The organism is Streptomyces sp. NPDC051909, from assembly GCF_040681095.1.
Classification (GTDB): Bacteria; Actinomycetota; Actinomycetes; order Streptomycetales; family Streptomycetaceae; genus Streptomyces.
In genome coordinates, this window is sequence record NZ_JBFAYA010000002.1 from 322,342 (window position 1) to 340,245 (window position 17,904).

Annotated in this window: 9 protein-coding genes; 5 read left to right on the top strand and 4 right to left on the bottom strand. The window is 70.6% G+C overall.

What is annotated here, in order from left to right; all coding sequences use genetic code 11:
- Window positions 1-63 precede the first annotated feature (63 nt).
- Together AB0M18_RS04470 and AB0M18_RS04475 are read right to left on the bottom strand one after the other, a co-directional pair.
- Window positions 64-300, bottom strand: coding sequence for a DUF2283 domain-containing protein (locus AB0M18_RS04470; protein WP_365755299.1), 237 nt, complete (start codon window positions 298-300; stop codon window positions 64-66).
- Entirely contained in the window at window positions 297-8,225 is a 7,929-nt protein-coding gene (locus AB0M18_RS04475; protein ID WP_365755490.1) for a ricin-type beta-trefoil lectin domain protein, read from the bottom strand. The genes AB0M18_RS04470 and AB0M18_RS04475 overlap by 4 nt, the downstream gene beginning before the upstream one ends.
- A gap of 652 nt (window positions 8,226-8,877) precedes the next feature.
- Here AB0M18_RS04475 and AB0M18_RS04480 point away from each other — a divergent pair.
- A complete protein-coding gene (locus tag AB0M18_RS04480; protein WP_365755300.1) occupies window positions 8,878-12,030 on the top strand; it encodes a DNRLRE domain-containing protein in 3,153 nt (1,050 codons plus the stop codon).
- 77 nt (window positions 12,031-12,107) lie between these two features.
- Here the strand turns inward: AB0M18_RS04480 and AB0M18_RS04485 are convergent, their stop codons facing one another.
- On the bottom strand, window positions 12,108-13,229 hold the full coding sequence (locus tag AB0M18_RS04485; RefSeq protein ID WP_365755301.1) for a ferritin-like domain-containing protein: 1,122 nt from the start codon (window positions 13,227-13,229) through the stop codon (window positions 12,108-12,110).
- Window positions 13,230-13,340: 111 nt separating this feature from the next.
- Here AB0M18_RS04485 and AB0M18_RS04490 point away from each other — a divergent pair, with 111 nt between their 5' ends.
- From AB0M18_RS04490 to AB0M18_RS04505, 4 genes are all read left to right on the top strand, one after another.
- Window positions 13,341-14,276, top strand: a complete 936-nt coding sequence (locus tag AB0M18_RS04490; protein ID WP_365755302.1) for a diiron oxygenase — start codon at window positions 13,341-13,343, stop codon at window positions 14,274-14,276.
- A 74-nt stretch (window positions 14,277-14,350) separates the two neighbouring features.
- Window positions 14,351-15,073, top strand: a complete 723-nt coding sequence (locus AB0M18_RS04495) for a TetR/AcrR family transcriptional regulator (protein ID WP_365755303.1) — start codon at window positions 14,351-14,353, stop codon at window positions 15,071-15,073.
- A gap of 24 nt (window positions 15,074-15,097) precedes the next feature.
- Window positions 15,098-15,424 carry a hypothetical protein gene (locus AB0M18_RS04500; protein WP_365755304.1) on the top strand — a complete coding sequence of 109 codons (327 nt, stop codon included), beginning with the start codon at window positions 15,098-15,100 and terminating at the stop codon, window positions 15,422-15,424.
- Window positions 15,425-15,498: 74 nt separating this feature from the next.
- The gene (locus AB0M18_RS04505) at window positions 15,499-16,689 is read left to right on the top strand and encodes a C40 family peptidase (protein ID WP_365755305.1); all 1,191 of its coding nucleotides are present in this window, start codon (window positions 15,499-15,501) and stop codon (window positions 16,687-16,689) included.
- On the opposite strand, the gene AB0M18_RS04510 is transcribed toward AB0M18_RS04505, so the two are convergent.
- Window positions 16,662-17,897: a styrene monooxygenase/indole monooxygenase family protein gene (locus tag AB0M18_RS04510; RefSeq protein ID WP_365755306.1), complete on the bottom strand. Its 1,236-nt coding sequence runs from the start codon at window positions 17,895-17,897 to the stop codon at window positions 16,662-16,664. The two genes, AB0M18_RS04505 and AB0M18_RS04510, sit on opposite strands and share 28 nt — an antisense overlap.
- Window positions 17,898-17,904 lie beyond the last annotated feature (7 nt).

The window sequence follows — 17,904 nt, forward strand, 5'->3', positions numbered from 1 at the left end:
CGCGAGGGAGCCCCCGCCCGGCGTGTGCCGGGCGGGGGCTCCCTCGGGGTTACCTCGACGCCGTCAGGCGTCCAGGCGCTCCGCCGCATCGAGCAGGTACTGGGGAACCTTGGTGTCAGCGTCCAGTACCTCGACGCCCACGAGGCGTCCGTCCTTGTCGAAGTCGAGGTTGATCATGCCCCCGACCTTGGCCGGATCACACGGATACGTGTGCGCCACCCTCTGACGTACCTCCGGGTGGTCGAGGTACACATATGCCGCGTTGGCCTCCCCGTCGTAGGTGACCCGAACATTCGTCATCGGTGACGCCCTCCTCTTCTTCCGCCGTTTCCGCCGTCAGGCCGGAGACCGTCGACGTAGCTCTGCGACACGTCGGCTATCACCGTATTGATGTTGCCATCGATGGTCTTGGCGATGAACACCCTGGACTTCGGGTCGTAGTAACCGATCTTGTTCAGGCCCTCGTGCTCGTACGAGAACGGAGTCTGCGCGAGCACCGCACGCGCTGTCTCCACCGAGACATTCCGCTCCCTCAGTCGCTGCAATGCATGAGACGTGAAGCCGCTGGTGTCCTCAGCGGCCTGGACGGCGTCGTCCGCCGCGTCAGCCGCGTCGTCGGCGGCCCTCTGGGCTGCCTCATGGGCGTCCCAGGCGTCGTCCGCGGCACCGCCCTGGCCCTCCAGGACCGCGTTCGGGTCGCTGCCGCTGCCGTCGCACCGGCAGGAGTCGGCGTGGCCGTCGAGCCAGCCGTTGCAGTTGTGCACCAGGACCGAGGTGTCCTCGACCGCCACGTAGTAGGTGTGGAGGTCGGAGACGGTCAGGTTGTGCACGGTGGCGGCCTGAGCGGTCCAGCGCTTGACCGCGGTCACCTGGACCCGGACACCGGCGCTGGTCTGGAGCCACTGGCCGGACTTCAGGTCGGTGGCCTCGATCCAGTCGCCGAGCTCGGGAACCCAGATCGGGTGGCCGTCGGTCGCGGTGACCCGGGCCGTCTTCGCCCCGGCCTCGCCGTCGACGTCGACGCTGATCTCGACCAGGTGCTTGAGTCCCTGGCCCCTGATCTCCGCCGTGACCGTCTCGACCCGGCTCTCCCCGGTCTTCGGGTCGGTCGCGACGACCTTGTCGCCGGCCTTCACCTGCTCGATCGGCTTGGTGGAGCCGTCGGCCATCAGCACCTTCGTGCCGGGCACGAAGCTGTTGCAGCCGGGGCCGGCCTTTCCGGAACCGCCGCCACCGCTGCTGCCGCCGTTGCTGCGGGAGGAGCCGCCGGACTTGCCGCCGCCGCCTCCGCCGCCGCCCTTGCTGCCGCCGCCCTTGCCTCCGCCGCCGTGGGAGGAGGACTTGGGTGCGGCCTTGGACTGGGCCTGCTTGTGTGTCGGGTTACCCGTCTTCCGCTTGGCGGCGGCCGCCGCGTCGGCTCGTCTCTTGGCGGCCTCCGCCGCCTTCTTCTTGGCTCTCTGCGCGGCTTCCTTCTTGGCCTTCTCGATGGCCAGTTTCTTGGCCCGCAACGCGGCCGCCTCGGCGGCCTTGGCCGCCTTGAGGACCGCTTCCGCCGCCCGCTTCGCGGCCTTGAAGGCCTTGATGGCGTCGATGGTGCGGTTGACGGCCTTGATGACGGACGGGATCTTGCCGAGCTTCGTCCACGGAATGGCGTCGACCGCGATGCTGACGCAGGACCACATGTCGCCGCCGAAGCACGCCATGGCGTCGTTGATGCCGATGAAGTCCTTCAGCGTCTCCCACGCCACGGCGAGGATCACCGAGGTGAGGGACTTGCCCTGCATCGCCTGCGCCTGCGCGACCTCGGCCGCGGTCAGACCCGCGCCGGCCAGGGCCGCGGCCTTCTCCGACGCGGTCAGGCTGATCGCCAGACCGCTCGGGTCCGAGTACGTCACCGGGTTGTTCTGCGCGTACGCGTACCCGTTGGACTGCAGCGGGTCGTTCAGGTCGAGCACCGGGTCGGCGGACAGGAAGCGTCCGACCACCGGGTCGTACAGACGCGCGCCCAGCGGCTGGAAGCCGGAGGCGTCGTCCTTGGTCTGGCCCAGGAACCCCTTGTGGTTCTGCATGTTGGCGGCGGCCGTACCGCGCTCGTTGCCGAACGGGTCCTGCTTGCGGATGCGCACCGACATGCCGCCGTAGAGGGTGACCTCCGCGTACGCGCTGCCCTGGTGGTCCGCGGTCTGCGCGACCAGGGTCTCCGAGCCGGTCCCGTAGGCGTAGCGCATGACCGCGCCGCCGGGCGTGGGGTAGCTGCGCTGGGTGTTGACCAGGACGCCGCCCTGCTGGACGGTGACCTCGGCCTCGGCCAGGTACAGGGTGGCCTGCTTGCCCTTGACGGTCAGCAGACGCACACCGCCGGGACCGTAGATGTGCCGGGTGTCGTTCTGCGGCAGCCACAGCTGCGCGGCCGACGTGCCGTCACAGGTCGCCAGGACGACCGGTGTGGAGTTGGCCGAGTTGGCCCCCTGCACCGCCAGGCACAGGCCGGAGGCGAGGTGGGTGAGCTGTCCCGCCGTGTTCCGGCGCAGCTCCTGGGCGGTCACCTGCGCCGCCGTGGTGCCGCACTTCTGGACCTGGACCGCCGACCCCGCGGTGTTGGCCGCGGGCTGGAGGCACCAGGTGTCGTTCACCGAGAGCGTGCCACGGTCGGGGTCGCTCTGGGTTCCGCCGACCGGGGCCGGGGTGGGGGTGAACCTGAAGTTCTGTGCCGTCGTGGCGTTGCAGCCGTAGAGCTGGACCGGCTGGCCCGCGGCCCCCAGACCGGTCTTCAGGTCCAGGCACTTGTCGGCCAGGCCCACGTACGGGGTCCTGCCGCCGCTGCCCGCACCGGTGATCCGGTCGACCCGTCCGTCGTAGGTCCAGGTCAGGTCCTGCTTGTCACCGTTCTCGATCGAGGTGATCGACTTGGTCTCGCCGGTCAGCTCGTACAGACGCGTGGCCTCGGCCTTGACCTGCGCACCCGCGGGGGTCCGGTAGGTCTTCGACACCTTGGTCAGCGTGTGCGGCTGGCTCTTGGCCGCGCCCACGCCGTACTCGTACGAGGTGGTGGCGTCCTTGTTCGCGTCTCCGGAGAGGTCCTTCTCGGTCAGCTTGGTGCGGTTGCCGAGGAGGTCGTACTCGTACTCCTGCCAGTAGCCGGAGGTGTCCGCGCCGGCGGCGACGTTGAGCGTGCCGTCGGTGTTCTGCGGGGTGGTGCAGGCCTTCGTCGCCGGGTCCTTGGAGGTCCAGGCGGACTTCAGCTGGCCGATCGGGTCGTAGACGAAGCACTGGCGCTCCTCGATCCCGGTGGACTTCTCCTGGATCGAGGTGACGTTGCCGGCCGGGTCGTAGGTGTACGCCCGGTTGGACACCAGGTTGCCGCCGACGACGCTCTTGTCGGTGGCGGGGTCGGCGGCGCCCTTCTCGCGGTAGACCGACTGCTCGGTGAGCTCACCGCTGGACTCGTCGAACGAGTTCTGCGTCCACACCCGGTAGGGCTGGGCGCCCAGGGTGGAGCGCAGCACCTGCCCGTAGGCGTCGTAGACGGTCTCGGAGCCGTACCAGTCCTTGCCGGAGACCGAGAGCGGCTTGCCGTCCTTGTTGTAGCGGACGACCAGCTTCTCGCTCGCGAACCTGCCCACCGCGGGGACGGTGGACTCGTCCAGCATGCCGTTGTCGGAGTACTTGTACTCGTACGTGTAGTCCTTCAGCAGACCCCAGGTGGTGGCGATCGACTGCGGCAGGGACAGGGTGGTCGAGGTCGGCTGGTAGTCCTTCGTGTAGCCGTTGACCGTCTGGGTGTACGCCAGGTCGTCGGTGTAGCGGGTGGCGGTGGCGGGCATGCCCTTGCCGCCCGCGACGGTGTCGTACGTGAAGCCGGCGAGGAGCTTGCCGGCGGAGCCGTCGAGTCGCTGCTCCGTGGGCCGCGACAGCTCGTCGTAGCCGTTCCAGACCTTGGTGCCGCGGCCGTTGGTGACCGTCAGGGGGCGGTCACGGTTGTCGTAGGTGTTCCGCGTGACACCGGCGTCGGGGTCGGTGACGGTCTCCGCCCGGCCGCGGTGGTCGTAGGTCCAGGACCACGGGTGCGTCGGGTCGGCCGAGGCGACCGCCTGCTGGACCTGCCCCTTCGCGTCGAAGGTGTAGCGCGTCGACGTGAACCCGCCGGGGGCCGCCGGGTTGAAGGTGTCCGTGCGGAGGGTGCGGCCGGTCGCGTCGGTCCAGACCCGGTAGGACGAGTCGCCCTGCGGCTGGACGACCTTCGACCAGTCCTCGCCGTACTCGTAGCGGACGGCCCGCTCCGGGTACGGCTTGGAGTAGGACTCCGTGGTGTTCGGGTCGATCCACTTCATGTACGGCATTTCCTCGGTCACGCGACCGAGGCCGTCGTACGTGTAGCGCGTGATGTTGGGAACCGCGGTGTCGGACAGCGGGCTGAACAGCTCGCCCTGCTTCGCCTCCTGGGTCAGGTAGGCGTTGTTGGTCTGGTAGACCTCACCGGCGTTGTTGTAGAGGGTGTCGGTGATCAGCAGGCCGGAGCCGTTGTCGGCCTCCTCCTGCGTCTGCCGTTCGCGGCCGAGGCCGTCGTAGAGGGTGACGGAGGTCTCGATCCGGTCCTCGTAGCCACGCGCGTACGTGGTGACGTAGGGAGGCTTGCGGATCTTGATCTGCGCGTCGGTCGGGTCGGTCTCCTCCGCCGGGATCGTGTAGACCGCGCGGAAGTCGGCCATGCCGCTGCCGGGGGTGCGGCCCGGGGCCCAGGCCTCGGACAGCCGGCCCAGCGGGTCGTACAGCGCCTCGCTCGTGTACCCGTTGGGGTCGGTGGTCTTCGTCGTGACCGAGCGGCCCGGCTCCAGCTCCTGGGTCTGGGTGTGGCCGAGCACGTTGGTCGTGACGACCTTGAAGACCTGGCCCGTCGCGGGGCCCTCGGAGACGTAGGAGATCGTGGACGACTTCGGGGTCGCCTTGGCCAGCTGGTCCGGGTCGGTCTGCCGGATGACGCGGCCGACGTCGTCGAAGGCGCGCGTGCCGTCGGTCTGGAAACCGGTGCCGGTGCCGTTGAGGGACCAGCTCTGCGTCGCCAGACCGCGGGAGTCGGCGGCGAGGGCCGTGCCGTACGCGGCGCCGTCGTAGGCGGTGCGCGTGGCCCCGGCCAGCGAACCGAGGTTCGCCCAGTCGGCGTTCGCGCAGGTCGTCGGCGAGATCAGGACCTGCTTGCTCAGGCCGATGAGGTTCTTCGCCGTCTGGTGGACGTACTCCGACCTGGTGCAGGTCTCGTCACCGGTCTTGCCGGTGTCGCCCAGCGACTCGACCAGCGTCGGCAGACCGTAGTCCGGCTCGTACGTGGTCGTCGTCCGCACCGAGCGGACCGTGCGCGGGTCGTCGGTGTTCGTGCCCGACGACTTGGTGTACGCGGTCTCCTCGGGCTCCGTCACGCGCCAGGCGCGCAGCGGGCTCAGGCCGTCGTCGCGGTCGCGCTTGGCCAGTTCGGTGGCCTCGGGCTTGGTGACGGAGCGGGACAGCCAGTCGCCGTCGGCCTTGGTGGAGTCGGTGTACGTGAGCTCCTCGGCGATCATGCCGGCGAAGGGCTCGCGGTCCTTGGCGATCTCGGCGCCGGTGATGTCCGTGACGGGCACGGTGTCGCCGAGGCCGCGGAAGAAGCGGGTGACGGCCTTGGAGCGCTGCGCGGCGCTGGTGGCGTCGTCCGGGCCGGTCAGGACCGTGGTCTGCTCGAAGCCGGCGAACTGCGAGTAGGTGCGCTCGGCCTTCTTGGTGAACTCGGCCTCGGCCAGCTTCCAGGCCGGGTTCCGGTACTGGTAGGCCGTCTTCGTGGTGAAGCTGCCGTCGATGTTCGGCAGTTCCTCGATGGTGTCCACGACGTACTTGTGGAACCAGTCGATGTCCTGGACCTCGGGGTCCGGGTTCCAGAACGACGGGTAGCAGAGGCGGCTGTTCGCCTTCAGGGCCGCCTTGTCGTCCTTGCCCGGGAGGCTGCCGCTGAGGCAGTCGCCCTCGATGGGCTTGTAGTTGACGACGGTCTCGCCGCCGTACTCGTTGATGACGCGCGCGATGCGCAGCCGGGAGAAGCCGGGCCGGTTCGGGTGGACCGCCTTGACCCGGTTCGGCATGTCCTCGGTGTTGGGCTCGAAGCGGACCGAGTTGAGCGTGACGCTGGCGTCGGTCGATCCGTTGCGGGCGTAGCCGGTGCGCTGGACGGACTCCAGCCACAGGGCGGTGTTCGGGCCGGTCTTCAGCTCGGCGAAGGACTGCTTGAGCTGGTAGACGTCGACGACCTGGCGGGCGTCGGTGTCGGTGCGCCGCTGGGCCGAGGTCTGGATCTTGTCCAGACGCTTGCGGGTCCAGAAGGACGGGCCGGCGTTCCAGCACTTCTTGTCCGCTTCACAGCGCAGGTCGGCCGGGGTGTCGAACCAGGGCCGGTACTGGCCGGGGTCCTTCGAGGTGAAGTTGGCCTCGGTGCAGGTGATGGTGCCGATGGTGTAGCAGCGCTCCGCGACCTCGAAGCCGACGCGGGCCGGGGCCGTCTTCGTGAAGATGGTGTCGCTGCGCTGGCCGTAGTAGATGTGGTCGAGCCAGCCGTCCCGGTCGTAGACGACCGGGTCCTTGAAGTTGAAGTTGCGGGCGTAGTGGTTCTGGTCCTTCTTCCACCACAGCGACATGGCGTTGCCGTGGACGTCCTCGACGTAGTCGAGGCCCCAGCGCCAGCCCTGCGTGCAGTAGGAGTTCTTCCAGTCCTCGGTCGTCGGACCCTTGTAGCAGTCCTCGCCCGAGTGGTTGCCGTAGACCGGGACGGTGAGCACCGAGTCGGTGGTCGGGTCGTCGGCCGCGGTGCCGTGGTCGGACCAGCCGGGGAGCTTGTTCAGACCGAAGTAGTACTTCGTGCCGTCCTTGGTGGTGACCCGCCAGTACTCGCCGTCCTTGGCGCCGTTGCCGGTGGCGGTGCCCCGCACCCGGTCGACCTTGGAGCCGTCGCCGTTGGCGGTGAACCACTGGCCGACGGGCTTGCCGTCGGAGCCGAGCGGGCCCTTGGTCTCGTCCCAGACCAGCTCGGTGGTCATGCCGGCGAGCGAGAGGGTGGCGTTGTCCGAGCCCCAGCAGAGGTCCGCGGTGCGGTGCGTGGAGTTGTTGGAGCCGGCCTTCTTGGAGTCCTGGCGGCAGTTGGCGTACGTGCGGGTGATGGAGCCCGCGTTGTAGTCCCAGCCGTCGCCGATCCAGGAGGCCTGGTTGTTGGACGCGGAGGTGCGGCCGTCGACGGACTGCGAGGAGTAGGCCAGGCTGACCTTCGGCATCAGTCCGCCGGCGGTCTCCGGGACCTGCACCTGGTAGCCGTAGGTGAAGGCGCCGGAGGAGGAGCCGGCGGACCAGGAGCCGGAGGACAGCAGCGGCGAGGCGGTGAAGTCGCCGGAGACCGAGGAGCCGGTGTCGAGCATGCCGACCGCGGCGCCGCCGGTGGCGGTGGCGGCGGGCTGCACGCCGTCGCGGTAGGACGCCTTGGTCGCGCCGGCGGGCACGAAGCCCTCGCCGACCAGGCTGGACACCGGGACGGTGCCGGTGACGAGGGTGCGGGTCGGCGACTTCTTCGCGGCGGCCGACCTGGTGGGCGCGTTCTTCGCGGGCACGGTCCGCACCGTGGAGGCGAGCCGCTGGAAGTTCTTCTTGCCGTTCCTGACGTCCTTGTCCTCCTCGGACAGGGACATCGGGGTGGTGCCGGCGCCGTCGGCGCAGTCGCCCTCGGTGGGAGCCGAGTACACGCACTCGGGCAGCAGCATCAGACCGAAGCGGTCGGCGGCCTGCGGTCCGTAGAGGTCGGCGAAGCCCGTGGTGTCGACGGTGAGGGCCACCTCGGCGGCCGGGTCGACGGTCGCCGGCGGGGTCACCTTCATGACCATGCCCGAGACGCCGGCCGTCACGGAGTCGGTCTGCGGGGCGAGGCTGACCTGCCAGTCGCCGGCCAGGGCCGCCGGGTCGCCGCCCTCGGGCACGCCGAGCGCGACCGGCAGGTTGTTCGGGCTGGTGACCGGGACGGTGGTGCCGGGCGTGCTGGTCGCGTCGATCGTCGCGGTGCCGGGGCCGGAGGGCCAGGGGGCGATGTTGTCGGGCGCGTACTGGGGGATGGCCGCCTCGGGCGCCAGCGTCAGGGTCTTCTGCGCGGTGTCGTCACCGGGGGTCTCGGACTCCTTCGGCAGGTCGGGGAGGTCGACCGTGCTGGTGGACTCCTGGCGGTTCATGCCGGGGCCGGGGACGGCGAGCGCCTGTCCGCCGAGGCTGGTGACGGTCAGCGTCGAGGACAACAGCAGGACGATCGCCGCGCGGCTTCGCCGCCGGCGCCGTCGTTGTGACTCCGTCAGGGCTGGGCGTCCTCGCCCCAGCCATGACAGCGGACTTGAAGCACGCATGCGCGTCGACTCCCACCCTGGCAACTTCGATACGGACGAGGTGCGGAAACACCGAAGGGCACACGCCTGGCTCAGGCGCGTGCGTGCGCACTCTCTGTCATGTTCCGGGCACATATCAAGATCGACCGGAGCCGCGCAAAGCCGGGAGAAGTGATCTCGGTCACGGGATGAAGGCGAGCGGACCGGCGCACTGACGGCGCGTCAGTCAGAACCCGCGATGTCACATGATCACGGGTGATTACGGCACCGAAATGCCGCGAACCGGGCCGCGTTGACATTCCGTCAAGTCGGTTCCGGCTTTGCGTAACGGATTCATAAATCCTTCACTCGTAGACGCGGTGCTTCACATGTGTGATCGTGTGCGCGCCTTGTGCCCCGCGGCCCGCCGTCGGGGCTGTCTGTGCTGTCCCCATCCACATGGTTCCCACGGGAGTAGACCGCCGTGACCGCGCCGCCCCGATATCCCCGATATCTCAGCCCCTTCGTGCGCACGCGCGCACGGCTGTCGTCGACCCTGGGCCTCGTCCTCGTCGTCCTCACCGCCGCCCTGCTGCCCTGGTGGCTGCCGGGCGGCTCGCATCCCGCCGAAGCCGGCGGTTCCACCAAGGCCACACCGGCCTCGACCGGTCCGAAGGACGAGGCCGCCGCGGTGGCCGAGGCCGTCCGCACCGGCAAGAAGGTCCTCGTCGACACGGCCACCACGGCCACGTCGCTCACCTGGGCGCTGCCCGACGGGCAGTACCGCACCCGCATGACGGCCACCCCGACCCGGGCGAGGAACGCCCAAGGCGAGTGGGCCGACCTCGACAACACCCTGAAGCGCTCGGCCAAGGCGCCCCGCGGCCTCGGCATCGCACCCGTGAACCCCGCCGTTCCCGTGCGGTTCGCAAGCGGAACGCCGGCCAAGGCGCGTGCCGACCGCTCGTTCGCCCGCGCCGAGGTGCCGGGCGAGACGGTGCTCGCCGAGGTCGAACTCGACGGCCACACCGTCGCGTACACCTGGCCGGGCGCCCTGCCCGAGCCGGTGCTCGACGGTCCGCGCGCCCTCTACTCCGAGGTGCTGCCGGGCGTCGACCTGCTGCTCGTGGCCCGCGAGGAGGGCGGTCTGGCCGAGCTGCTGATCGTCAAGACCCCGAAGGCCGCCGCGAACCCCGCGCTCGCGCACGTGGGTTACGGACTGCGCTCCGCGACCGCCACCTTCCGCAACGACACCGCGGGCAGCCGGGTGCAAGTCCAGGACAGGGCCGGCAAGGAGATCGGCTCCGTCCCGACCCCCTTCGCCTGGGACTCCAGCGGCCGTGACCCCGAGCTGCCCGCGGGCACCGCGAACCGGGTCGCCACCGGCACCCCGGCCCAGGTCCTGAAGCTCTCGGGCCTCACCGGCATCGAGCCGGGCGCGAAGTCCGCCCAGCTGCCGCTGACGCTCGCGGGCGAAGGGACGGGCGAGGCGCGCATCGAGCTGAACGTCGCCGGCGCGGGTCTGCTGTCCGGCAAGGACGTGACGTACCCCGTCTTCGTCGACCCGACGCTCAACACCGCCTGGCAGGCCTGGACCACCGCCTACCGGCCGTACCCCAACACCAGCTTCTACAACGGCACCAACTTCTCCTCCGGCACGTCCGACGCCCGCGTGGGCTACGAGCAGGACACCGGCGGTCTGGGCCGTTCCTTCTGGCGAATGGGCTTCTCCAGCAGCATCAAGGGCGCGACCGTCACCTCGGCCGCGTTCAAGGTGCTGAACAACCACTCGTGGTCCTGCGACACCCGCGAGTTCCAGTTCTACCTGACCGGCGCCATCTCCTCCGGTACGACGTGGAACTCCCAGCCGTCCTGGTCGGACCAGCTGCAGAAGAAGTCCTTCGCGCACGGCTGGTCGACCTCCTGCCCGGACGACTACGAGGTGTTCAACAACTCCGAGGTCGTGGGCGCCGCGCAGAAGGCGGCCACCAACGGCTGGTCGAACATCACCTTCGGCCTGCGCGCCACGACCGAGACCAGCACGTACACCTGGCGCAAGTTCCGTGCCACGTCCGCGACGCTGGAGGTCGACTACAACCGCAAGCCGTCCGAGCCCACCGGCGGCACCTCGAAGCCGGGTGGCGCGTGCACCCCCGGCCCGGGCGCGGGCGTCACCATCGGCAAGACCAACATCACGCTGACCGCCAGTGCCAAGGACGCCGACGGCAACCTGAAGTCGCTGCGCTTCCGCATCTGGAAGACCGGCGGCACGATCCCGGCCGGCACCTTCGTCACCACCAACTCGTCCGGCGTCGCCTCGCTGAACATCCCGGTCACCGACCCGCTGCTGAGCGGCATCACCACCAACACCACGCTCTCCTGGGACGTGATGGCCCGGGACGCGGCGGGCGCCGACTCCACCGTGTACCCGCCGGGCTCCGAGCCCTGCCGCATCACGGTCGACCCGAGCGGCCCCTCGCAGCCCATCGTCACCAGTGACGTGTTCCTGCGCGCCACCTCGGACGGCGCCACCTGGGCCACGGTGAGCTTCGGCAAGACCGGTCCGGTCACCTTCGACTCGCCCGGCGCCGTGAAGTTCACGTACAACTGGACCGGCGTCAGCCCGCAGACGATCAACGCCGACGCCGAGGGCATGGCCACCGTGCCCGCCCTGCAGCCGCTGAACGCCGGCCCGAGCACCCTCCAGGTGTACGCGTACGACAGCCTCGGCAACCCGAGCAAGCGCACCGACTACACCACCTACATCCCGCCGAAGGAGACCGCCGACAGTCCCGGCGACGTCGGCGGCGACGGCACGCCCGACCTCCTCGTCGTCGACGAGAACGGCAACCTGCGGTCGTACGCGGCCCAGCCGGGCGGCGAGCTGTACGGCTCCCTGGCCGCCTCGTACACGATCGGCGCCGACGGCAAGCCGGACCTCGACCCGGCCGGCCACTGGTTCGACGCCGCCTCGGGCAAGGTCGCGCTGATCGCGCACTACCAGGACGCCTACCCGGGCGACGGCACCACGGACCTGTTCGCGGTCACCATTGACGGCGGCTTCTGGCTCTACCCGGGCGACGGCTACGGCTCCTTCGACGCCGGCAAGCGGATGAAGGTCCGGCTGCCGTCGAACGCGCCCGCGCCGTCCACCTGGACCCAGCTCAAGGCGGTCGGTGACATCACCGGCGACAAGCTGCCGGACCTGGTGATCCGCTCCGGCCTCTCCTTCTGGGTGCTCTCGGGCTACACCGGCGGCACCGTCCAGACCGCGACCATGATGAACCCGGACGCGTGGGGCCGCCGCGACATCGTCAACCTGGCCGACATGAGCAAGGACGGCGTCCCCGACCTGCTCTGGCGGAACCTGGACAACGGCAACATGTACCTGCGCCGCGGCAAGCCGGGCACGGGTACGGGCAGCGTCGACCTCGACTCCCTGATGCTGGCCGCCAACGCCGTCGCCGGCGACGAGCCCTTCGGCACCGGCTGGACCGAGGCCAACGTCAGCTCGGCCATCGGCATCCCGGACATCAACGCCGACGGGATCCCGGACATCTGGGCCCGCTTCGCGTCCGACGGACACATGGCGGTCTACTACCCGTCGACCACCAACACCAACGCCGCGGCGAAGACCGTCATCGCCTCCGGCTGGCAGGTGAAGAAGGCCTTCGGCTGAGCCGAGGCCCGTACGGGAAGGGGTGGGCCCCCGGTGCCGGGATTCCGGCGCCGGGGGCCCACCCCTTCCCCGTACGGCTACGAGACGGCCTCCCCCTCAGCGATCGCCTCCGTCACCTCGGCGACCCGCCGGGCCTCCTCCGCCGCGAACCGCTCGCGGTCCAGCGCCTCCGCGATCTCCTCGTCCTGGGTCATCAGCAGGTCGAGGTTGGAGTCGCCGAGGTCGAAGACGCCCATGTCCAGATAGGCCTTCTGCAGCCGCTCGCCCCACAGGCCGATGTCCTTGACGCAGGGCACGATCCGGCTGAACAGCAGCTTGCGGAAGAGGTGCAGGAACTCGCTCTGCTCGCTGAGCTCCTCGGCCTCCTTCTTCGGGATGCCGAAGTTCTCCAGGACCTCGACCCCGCGCAGCCGGTCGCGCATCAGGTAGCAGCCCTCGATGACGAACTCCTCGCGCTCGCGCAGTTCGGCGTCGGTGAGCTGCTTGTAGTAGTCGCGCAGCGCCATCCGGCCGAAGGCCACGTGCCGGGCCTCGTCCTGCATCACGTACGCCAGGATCTGCTTGGGCAGCGGCTTGTCGGTGGTGTCGCGGATCATGCCGAAGGCGGCGAGCGCGAGGCCCTCGATCAGCACCTGCATGCCGAGGTAGGGCATGTCCCAGCGGGAGTCGCGCAGGGTGTCGCCGAGCAGTCCCCGCAGGTTGTCGTTGATCGGGTAGAGCATCCCGATCTTCTCCTGCAGGAAGCGCCCGTAGATCTCGGCGTGCCGGGCCTCGTCCATGGTCTGGGTCGCCGAGTAGAACTTGGCGTCCAGGTCGGGCACCGACTCCACGATCCGGGCGGCGCAGATCATCGCGCCCTGCTCGCCGTGCAGGAACTGGCTGAACTGCCAGGAGGTGTAGTGCCGGCGCAGCTCGCCCTTGTCCTTGTCGGTGAGCTTGGCCCAGTGCCGGGTGCCGTACAGCGACATGGCCTCGTCAGGAGTGCCGAGGGGGTCGTACGGGTCGACCTCCAGGTCCCAGTCGATGCGCTTGGCGCCGTCCCACTGCTTGTCCTTGCCCTTCTGGTAGAGGGCCAGAAGGCGGTTCTGGCCGTCCGCCGCCTGGGGGTCGTACTCCCAGGTGAAACGGGCGGCGCCGGACGCCGGCACCGACCAGATCGGCTCCTCGGGGGCCCGGACGTAGAAGTCGTGCGTCGACACTGACGGCTCCTTCCCGCTGTCTTCCAGCAGGCTCACACGTTGGTAGACGCAGGGTCAACAAGTCGTGCGCGAGGGATTGACCACGTTACTGACGAGGAGTCTTATAAAGTCATGCCCCGCATGACCGAGCCCGACTTCAGCCTGCTGCGGGACGCCCTCGGACCGCTGCGCGACCGCGAACAGGTCGCCGAGCGGCTCCTGGAGTCCTCCCTCAAGCACTCCTTCGACCCCGAGACCGAGCTCGACTGGACCGCGCCCTTCGAGGACGGCAAGTGGTTCTGGCCGCCGGAGCTGGTCTCCCTCTACGACACCCCGCTGTGGCACCGGATGTCCGAGGAGCAGCGGATCGACCTGTCCCGGCACGAGGCCGCGTCGCTCGCCTCGCTGGGCATCTGGTTCGAGATCATCCTCATGCAACTGCTCGTCCGGCACATCTACGACAAATCACTGACCAGCAGTCATGTCCGGTACGCGCTCACCGAGATCGCCGACGAGTGCCGGCACTCGATGATGTTCGCCAAGCTGATCCGCCGCGGCGGCGCGCCCGAGTACCCGGTGCCGCGGATCTACCACAACCTCGGCCGCGTCCTGAAGACCGTCTCCACCACCCCCGGCTCCTTCGCCGCGACCCTGCTCGGCGAGGAGATCCTCGACTGGATGCAGCGCCTCACCTTCCCCGACGAGCGGGTGCAGCCGCTGGTCCGCGGCGTCACCCGGATCCACGTGGTCGAGGAGGCCCGCCACGTGCGCTACGCACGGGAGGAACTGCGCCGCCAGATGATCACCGCCCCGCGCTGGGAGCAGGAGTTCACCCGGCTCAGCTGCGGCGAGGCCGCCCGGGTCTTCTCCACCTGCTTCGTCAACCCCGCGGTCTACGACAACGTGGGCCTGGACCGCCGCCAGGCCGTGGCGCAGGTGAAGGCCAGCCCCCACCGCCGCGAGGTGATGCGGTCCGGCGCGCAGCGGCTGACCGACTTCCTGGACGACATCGGGGTGCTGCGGGGCGCGGGACGGCGGCTGTGGAGGTCGTCGGGGCTGCTGGCCTGAGGGGTGGGTCGGGATCCGGATCCCGACCCGACATCGCCCCTCGGGCGTCGCCCCCACGGGGTTACGCTGCGGGCATGACCAGTGCCGCTACGCCCGCGTACCGCCGCCTCAGCGTCGAGGAGCGGCGGCGGCAGCTGCTCGACGCCGCGCAGACGCTGTTCGCGCACCGGCCGCCGGAGGACGTGTCGCTCGACGACGTCGCCGAGGCGGCGGGGGTCTCGCGGCCGCTCGTGTACCGCTACTTCCCCGGCGGGAAGCAGCAGCTGTACGAGGCGGCGCTGCGCTCCTCCGCCGACGCCCTGGAGCACTGCTTCGCCGAGCCGCCGGCGGGGCCGCCCACCGAGCGTCTGGCCCGGGTCCTGGACCGCTATCTCGCCTTCGTCGACGAGCACGACGCGGGCTTCGCCGCCCTGCTGCGCGGCGGCAGCGTCGCCGAGACCTCCCGCACCTCGGCGATCGTCGACGAGGTGCGGCGGGCCGCCGCCGAGCAGATCCTCTTCCACCTGGGCGTGGACGAGCCCGGGCCACGGCTCGGGATGATGGTGCGGACCTGGATCGCGGCCGTCGAGGCGGCCTCGCTGATCTGGGTCGACGAGGGCAAGCGCCCGCCGGCCGCCGAGCTGCGGGACTGGCTGGTCGACCATCTCGTCGCACTGCTCACGGCGACCGCCGCCGGCGACCCGGAGACGGCCGACGTCGTCGCCCGGCTGCTCTCCCAGGAGCGGGCGGAGGGGCCGGTGGGGCGGCTGGCCCGGAGGGTGATCCCCGTGGTGGACCAGGCCGCGCACCTGTTGTGAGGCCATCTGTCGGACACTGGTGGGGTGAAGAGCGAGAACACCCCCTTCCGCGGCGGCCCCCTCGACGGCCGGGTCCTCCCCGTGCTCGTCGGACCGACCGGGCATCCCCCGAAGTGGTACGAGGTGCCGGTCCCGGCCCACGACGGGCACCCGGCCACCGTGTACGCGTACCGCCGCGAGCCGGCCGGCTACACCAGGCGGCTCGGGCTGCAGCGCGGCTGGGTGTACGAGTACGCGCCGGGCGGGCGCGAGCGGCGCGAGCTGAGGTGGCCCTGGACGAAGCCGTCACCGAAGCCCGCGGACGCGCCCGCGGACGGGCCAACGCCCGGACCCACTGCGCCGTCCGAGTGAGCGCGCCGAGCACCGTGCCGATGGTCCGGTAATCACACCATTCGACACGTCATCATCCACCTGGAGGTGATGACGTGCCGGGACGACTGCTGCGCACGGTCCGTACGGGAGCACTCGCAGGGCTCGCGGGGGTCCTCGCCCTGTCGACCACCGTCGCCGGAGCGGCCGCCCCCACCGACCCCCCGGACTCCGTCGGCGGCCTCCTGACCCGGCTCCGCACCCTCTACCAGGAGACCGAGCGTGCCACCGAGGCCTACAACGCCGCCGACGAGGCCCTGAAGAAGCAAACCGCCGACACCCGCCGGACCGGCGCCGAGCTGACCGCCGCCCGGGCCGCCCTGCAGAAGGGCCGCGACGAGGTGGGGCGACTCGCGCGCCAGCAGTACCGCAGCCGCGGCGAGCTCTCCCCGTACCTCGGACTGCTGCTCTCCGCAGACCCCGGCGACGCCCTCGACCAGCGCCGGCTGCTCGCCCGCGCCGCCCGCGAACGGGCCGCCGCCGTCACCCGCCTGCAGACCGCCGAGAAGAAGGCGGACGCCCTGGCCCACGCCTCCCGCACCGCCCTGGAGCGCCGCACGGCGCTGCTCGGCGGCCGGAAGAAGCAGAAGGAGACGGTCGAGGCGAAGCTCCGCGAGGTCGAGCGGCTGCTCGCCGGCCTCTCCCCCGAGCAGCTCGGCCGGCTGGCCTCCCTGGAGACGCAGGCGACCGCCGGCGCCCAGAGCGCCCTGCTCGGCTCCGGCGCCCTCGACGGCACCCGCACCCCCTCGGCGGCCGGCGCCGAGGCGCTGCGCTTCGCGGTCGGGCAGATCGGCAAGCCGTACGAGTGGGGCGCGGAGGGCCCCGACACGTACGACTGCTCCGGCCTGACCCAGTCGGCCTGGGCGGCGGCCGGCCAGGAGATCCCCCGCACCAGCCAGGAGCAGTGGGAGACCCTCCCGCACGTGGCCCTGACCGACCTGCGGCCCGGCGACCTGGTCGTCTACTTCCCCGAGGCCACCCACATCGCCCTCTACCTCGGCGACGGCATGGTCGTGCACGCCCCGCGCCCCGGTGCCCGGATCAAGGTCTCGCCGATCGCCGCCAACCCGCTGCTCGGCGCGGTCCGCCCGGACCCGGCGGCCTCACCCCTGGACACGTTCGCGCCGCCCGAGCTCCCGGCGGGAGCCACGGACGGCGCGGACGAGGGCCTGTCGGGCGAAGGCCTGTCAGGCGAGGGCTTGTCGGACGAACCCCCGGCTCAGGCCCCGGACACGGACGCCAGATAGGCCGCCGTCTTCTCCGGCTCGAAGAAGAAGTTCTCGAAGTCGGCCGGGTTGTCGAAGCCGTTCGCGAACCGGTCGGCGACCGGCTGCAGCTGCCCCGCCGCGCCGATCAGGTTCAGGACGTGCTCCGGCGGGACGCCGAGCATCGCGTTGGTCCACTTGGTGACGTGCTGTGCGGTCTCCCAGTAGCGGTCGAACGTGGCCTGCATCCACGCCTCGTCGAAGGGCCGGTCGCCGTGCGCGACGATCGCGTCGAGGTACGCGGCGGCGCACTTGGCCGCCGAGTTGGAGCCCTGGCCGGTGATCGGGTCGTTGGCGACGACCACGTCGGCGACGCCGAGCACCAGACCGCCGCCCGGCAGGTGCCCGATCGGGTTGCGCACGGTCGGGGCGTATCGGCCCGCCAGCGTGCCGCCCGCGTCGGTCAGTTCGACCTTCGTGGCCCGCGCGTACTCCCACGGCGTGAACTTCTCCATCAGCTCAAGGGTGAGCGCCAGGTGGTCCGCCGGGTCCTTGATGCCGCGGAAGGCGTCGACCGGGCCGCCCGGGATGCCCTCCCAGAAGAGGATGTCGGCGCGGCCGGAGGTGGTGAAGGTCGGCATCACGAACAGCTCGCCGACGCCCGGCACCAGGTTGCAGCGCACCGCGTCGAAGTCGGGGTGCTCGGGGCGCGGGCCGAGCCCGTGCACGTACGCGACGGCGAGCGCGCGCTGCGGCTCCGCGTACGGGGAACGCTCGGCGTCGCGGCCGAACATGGAGACCAGCTCACCCTTGCCGGCGGCGACGAGCACCAGGTCGTAGCCGCGAGCGAAGTAGTCGAGGTCGCCGACGGCCGCGCCGTGGATGACCAGCTGGCCGCCGCGCTGGGCGAAGGTCTCCAGCCAGCCGGCCATCTTGACCCGCTGGTCGACGGACTGCGCGTAGCCGTCGAGCCTTCCGACCCAGTCGATCACGCGCTCGCCGGCGGGGCCGGCGACGGAGACGCCGAGGCCCTCGGTGCGCGGGGCCTGGGACTCCCAGAAGTTGAGGCCCAGGTCGCGCTCGTGGCCGAGCGCGGTGTCGAACATGCACTGCGTGGACATGACCCGCCCGGAACGGATCTCGTCCGCCGTCCGGTTGGACATCAGGGTGACTTCGTAGCCCTTCGACTGCAGTCCGAGGGCCAGCTGGAGACCGGACTGACCGGCCCCGACGATGAGTATCTTCCGCATGAACGAC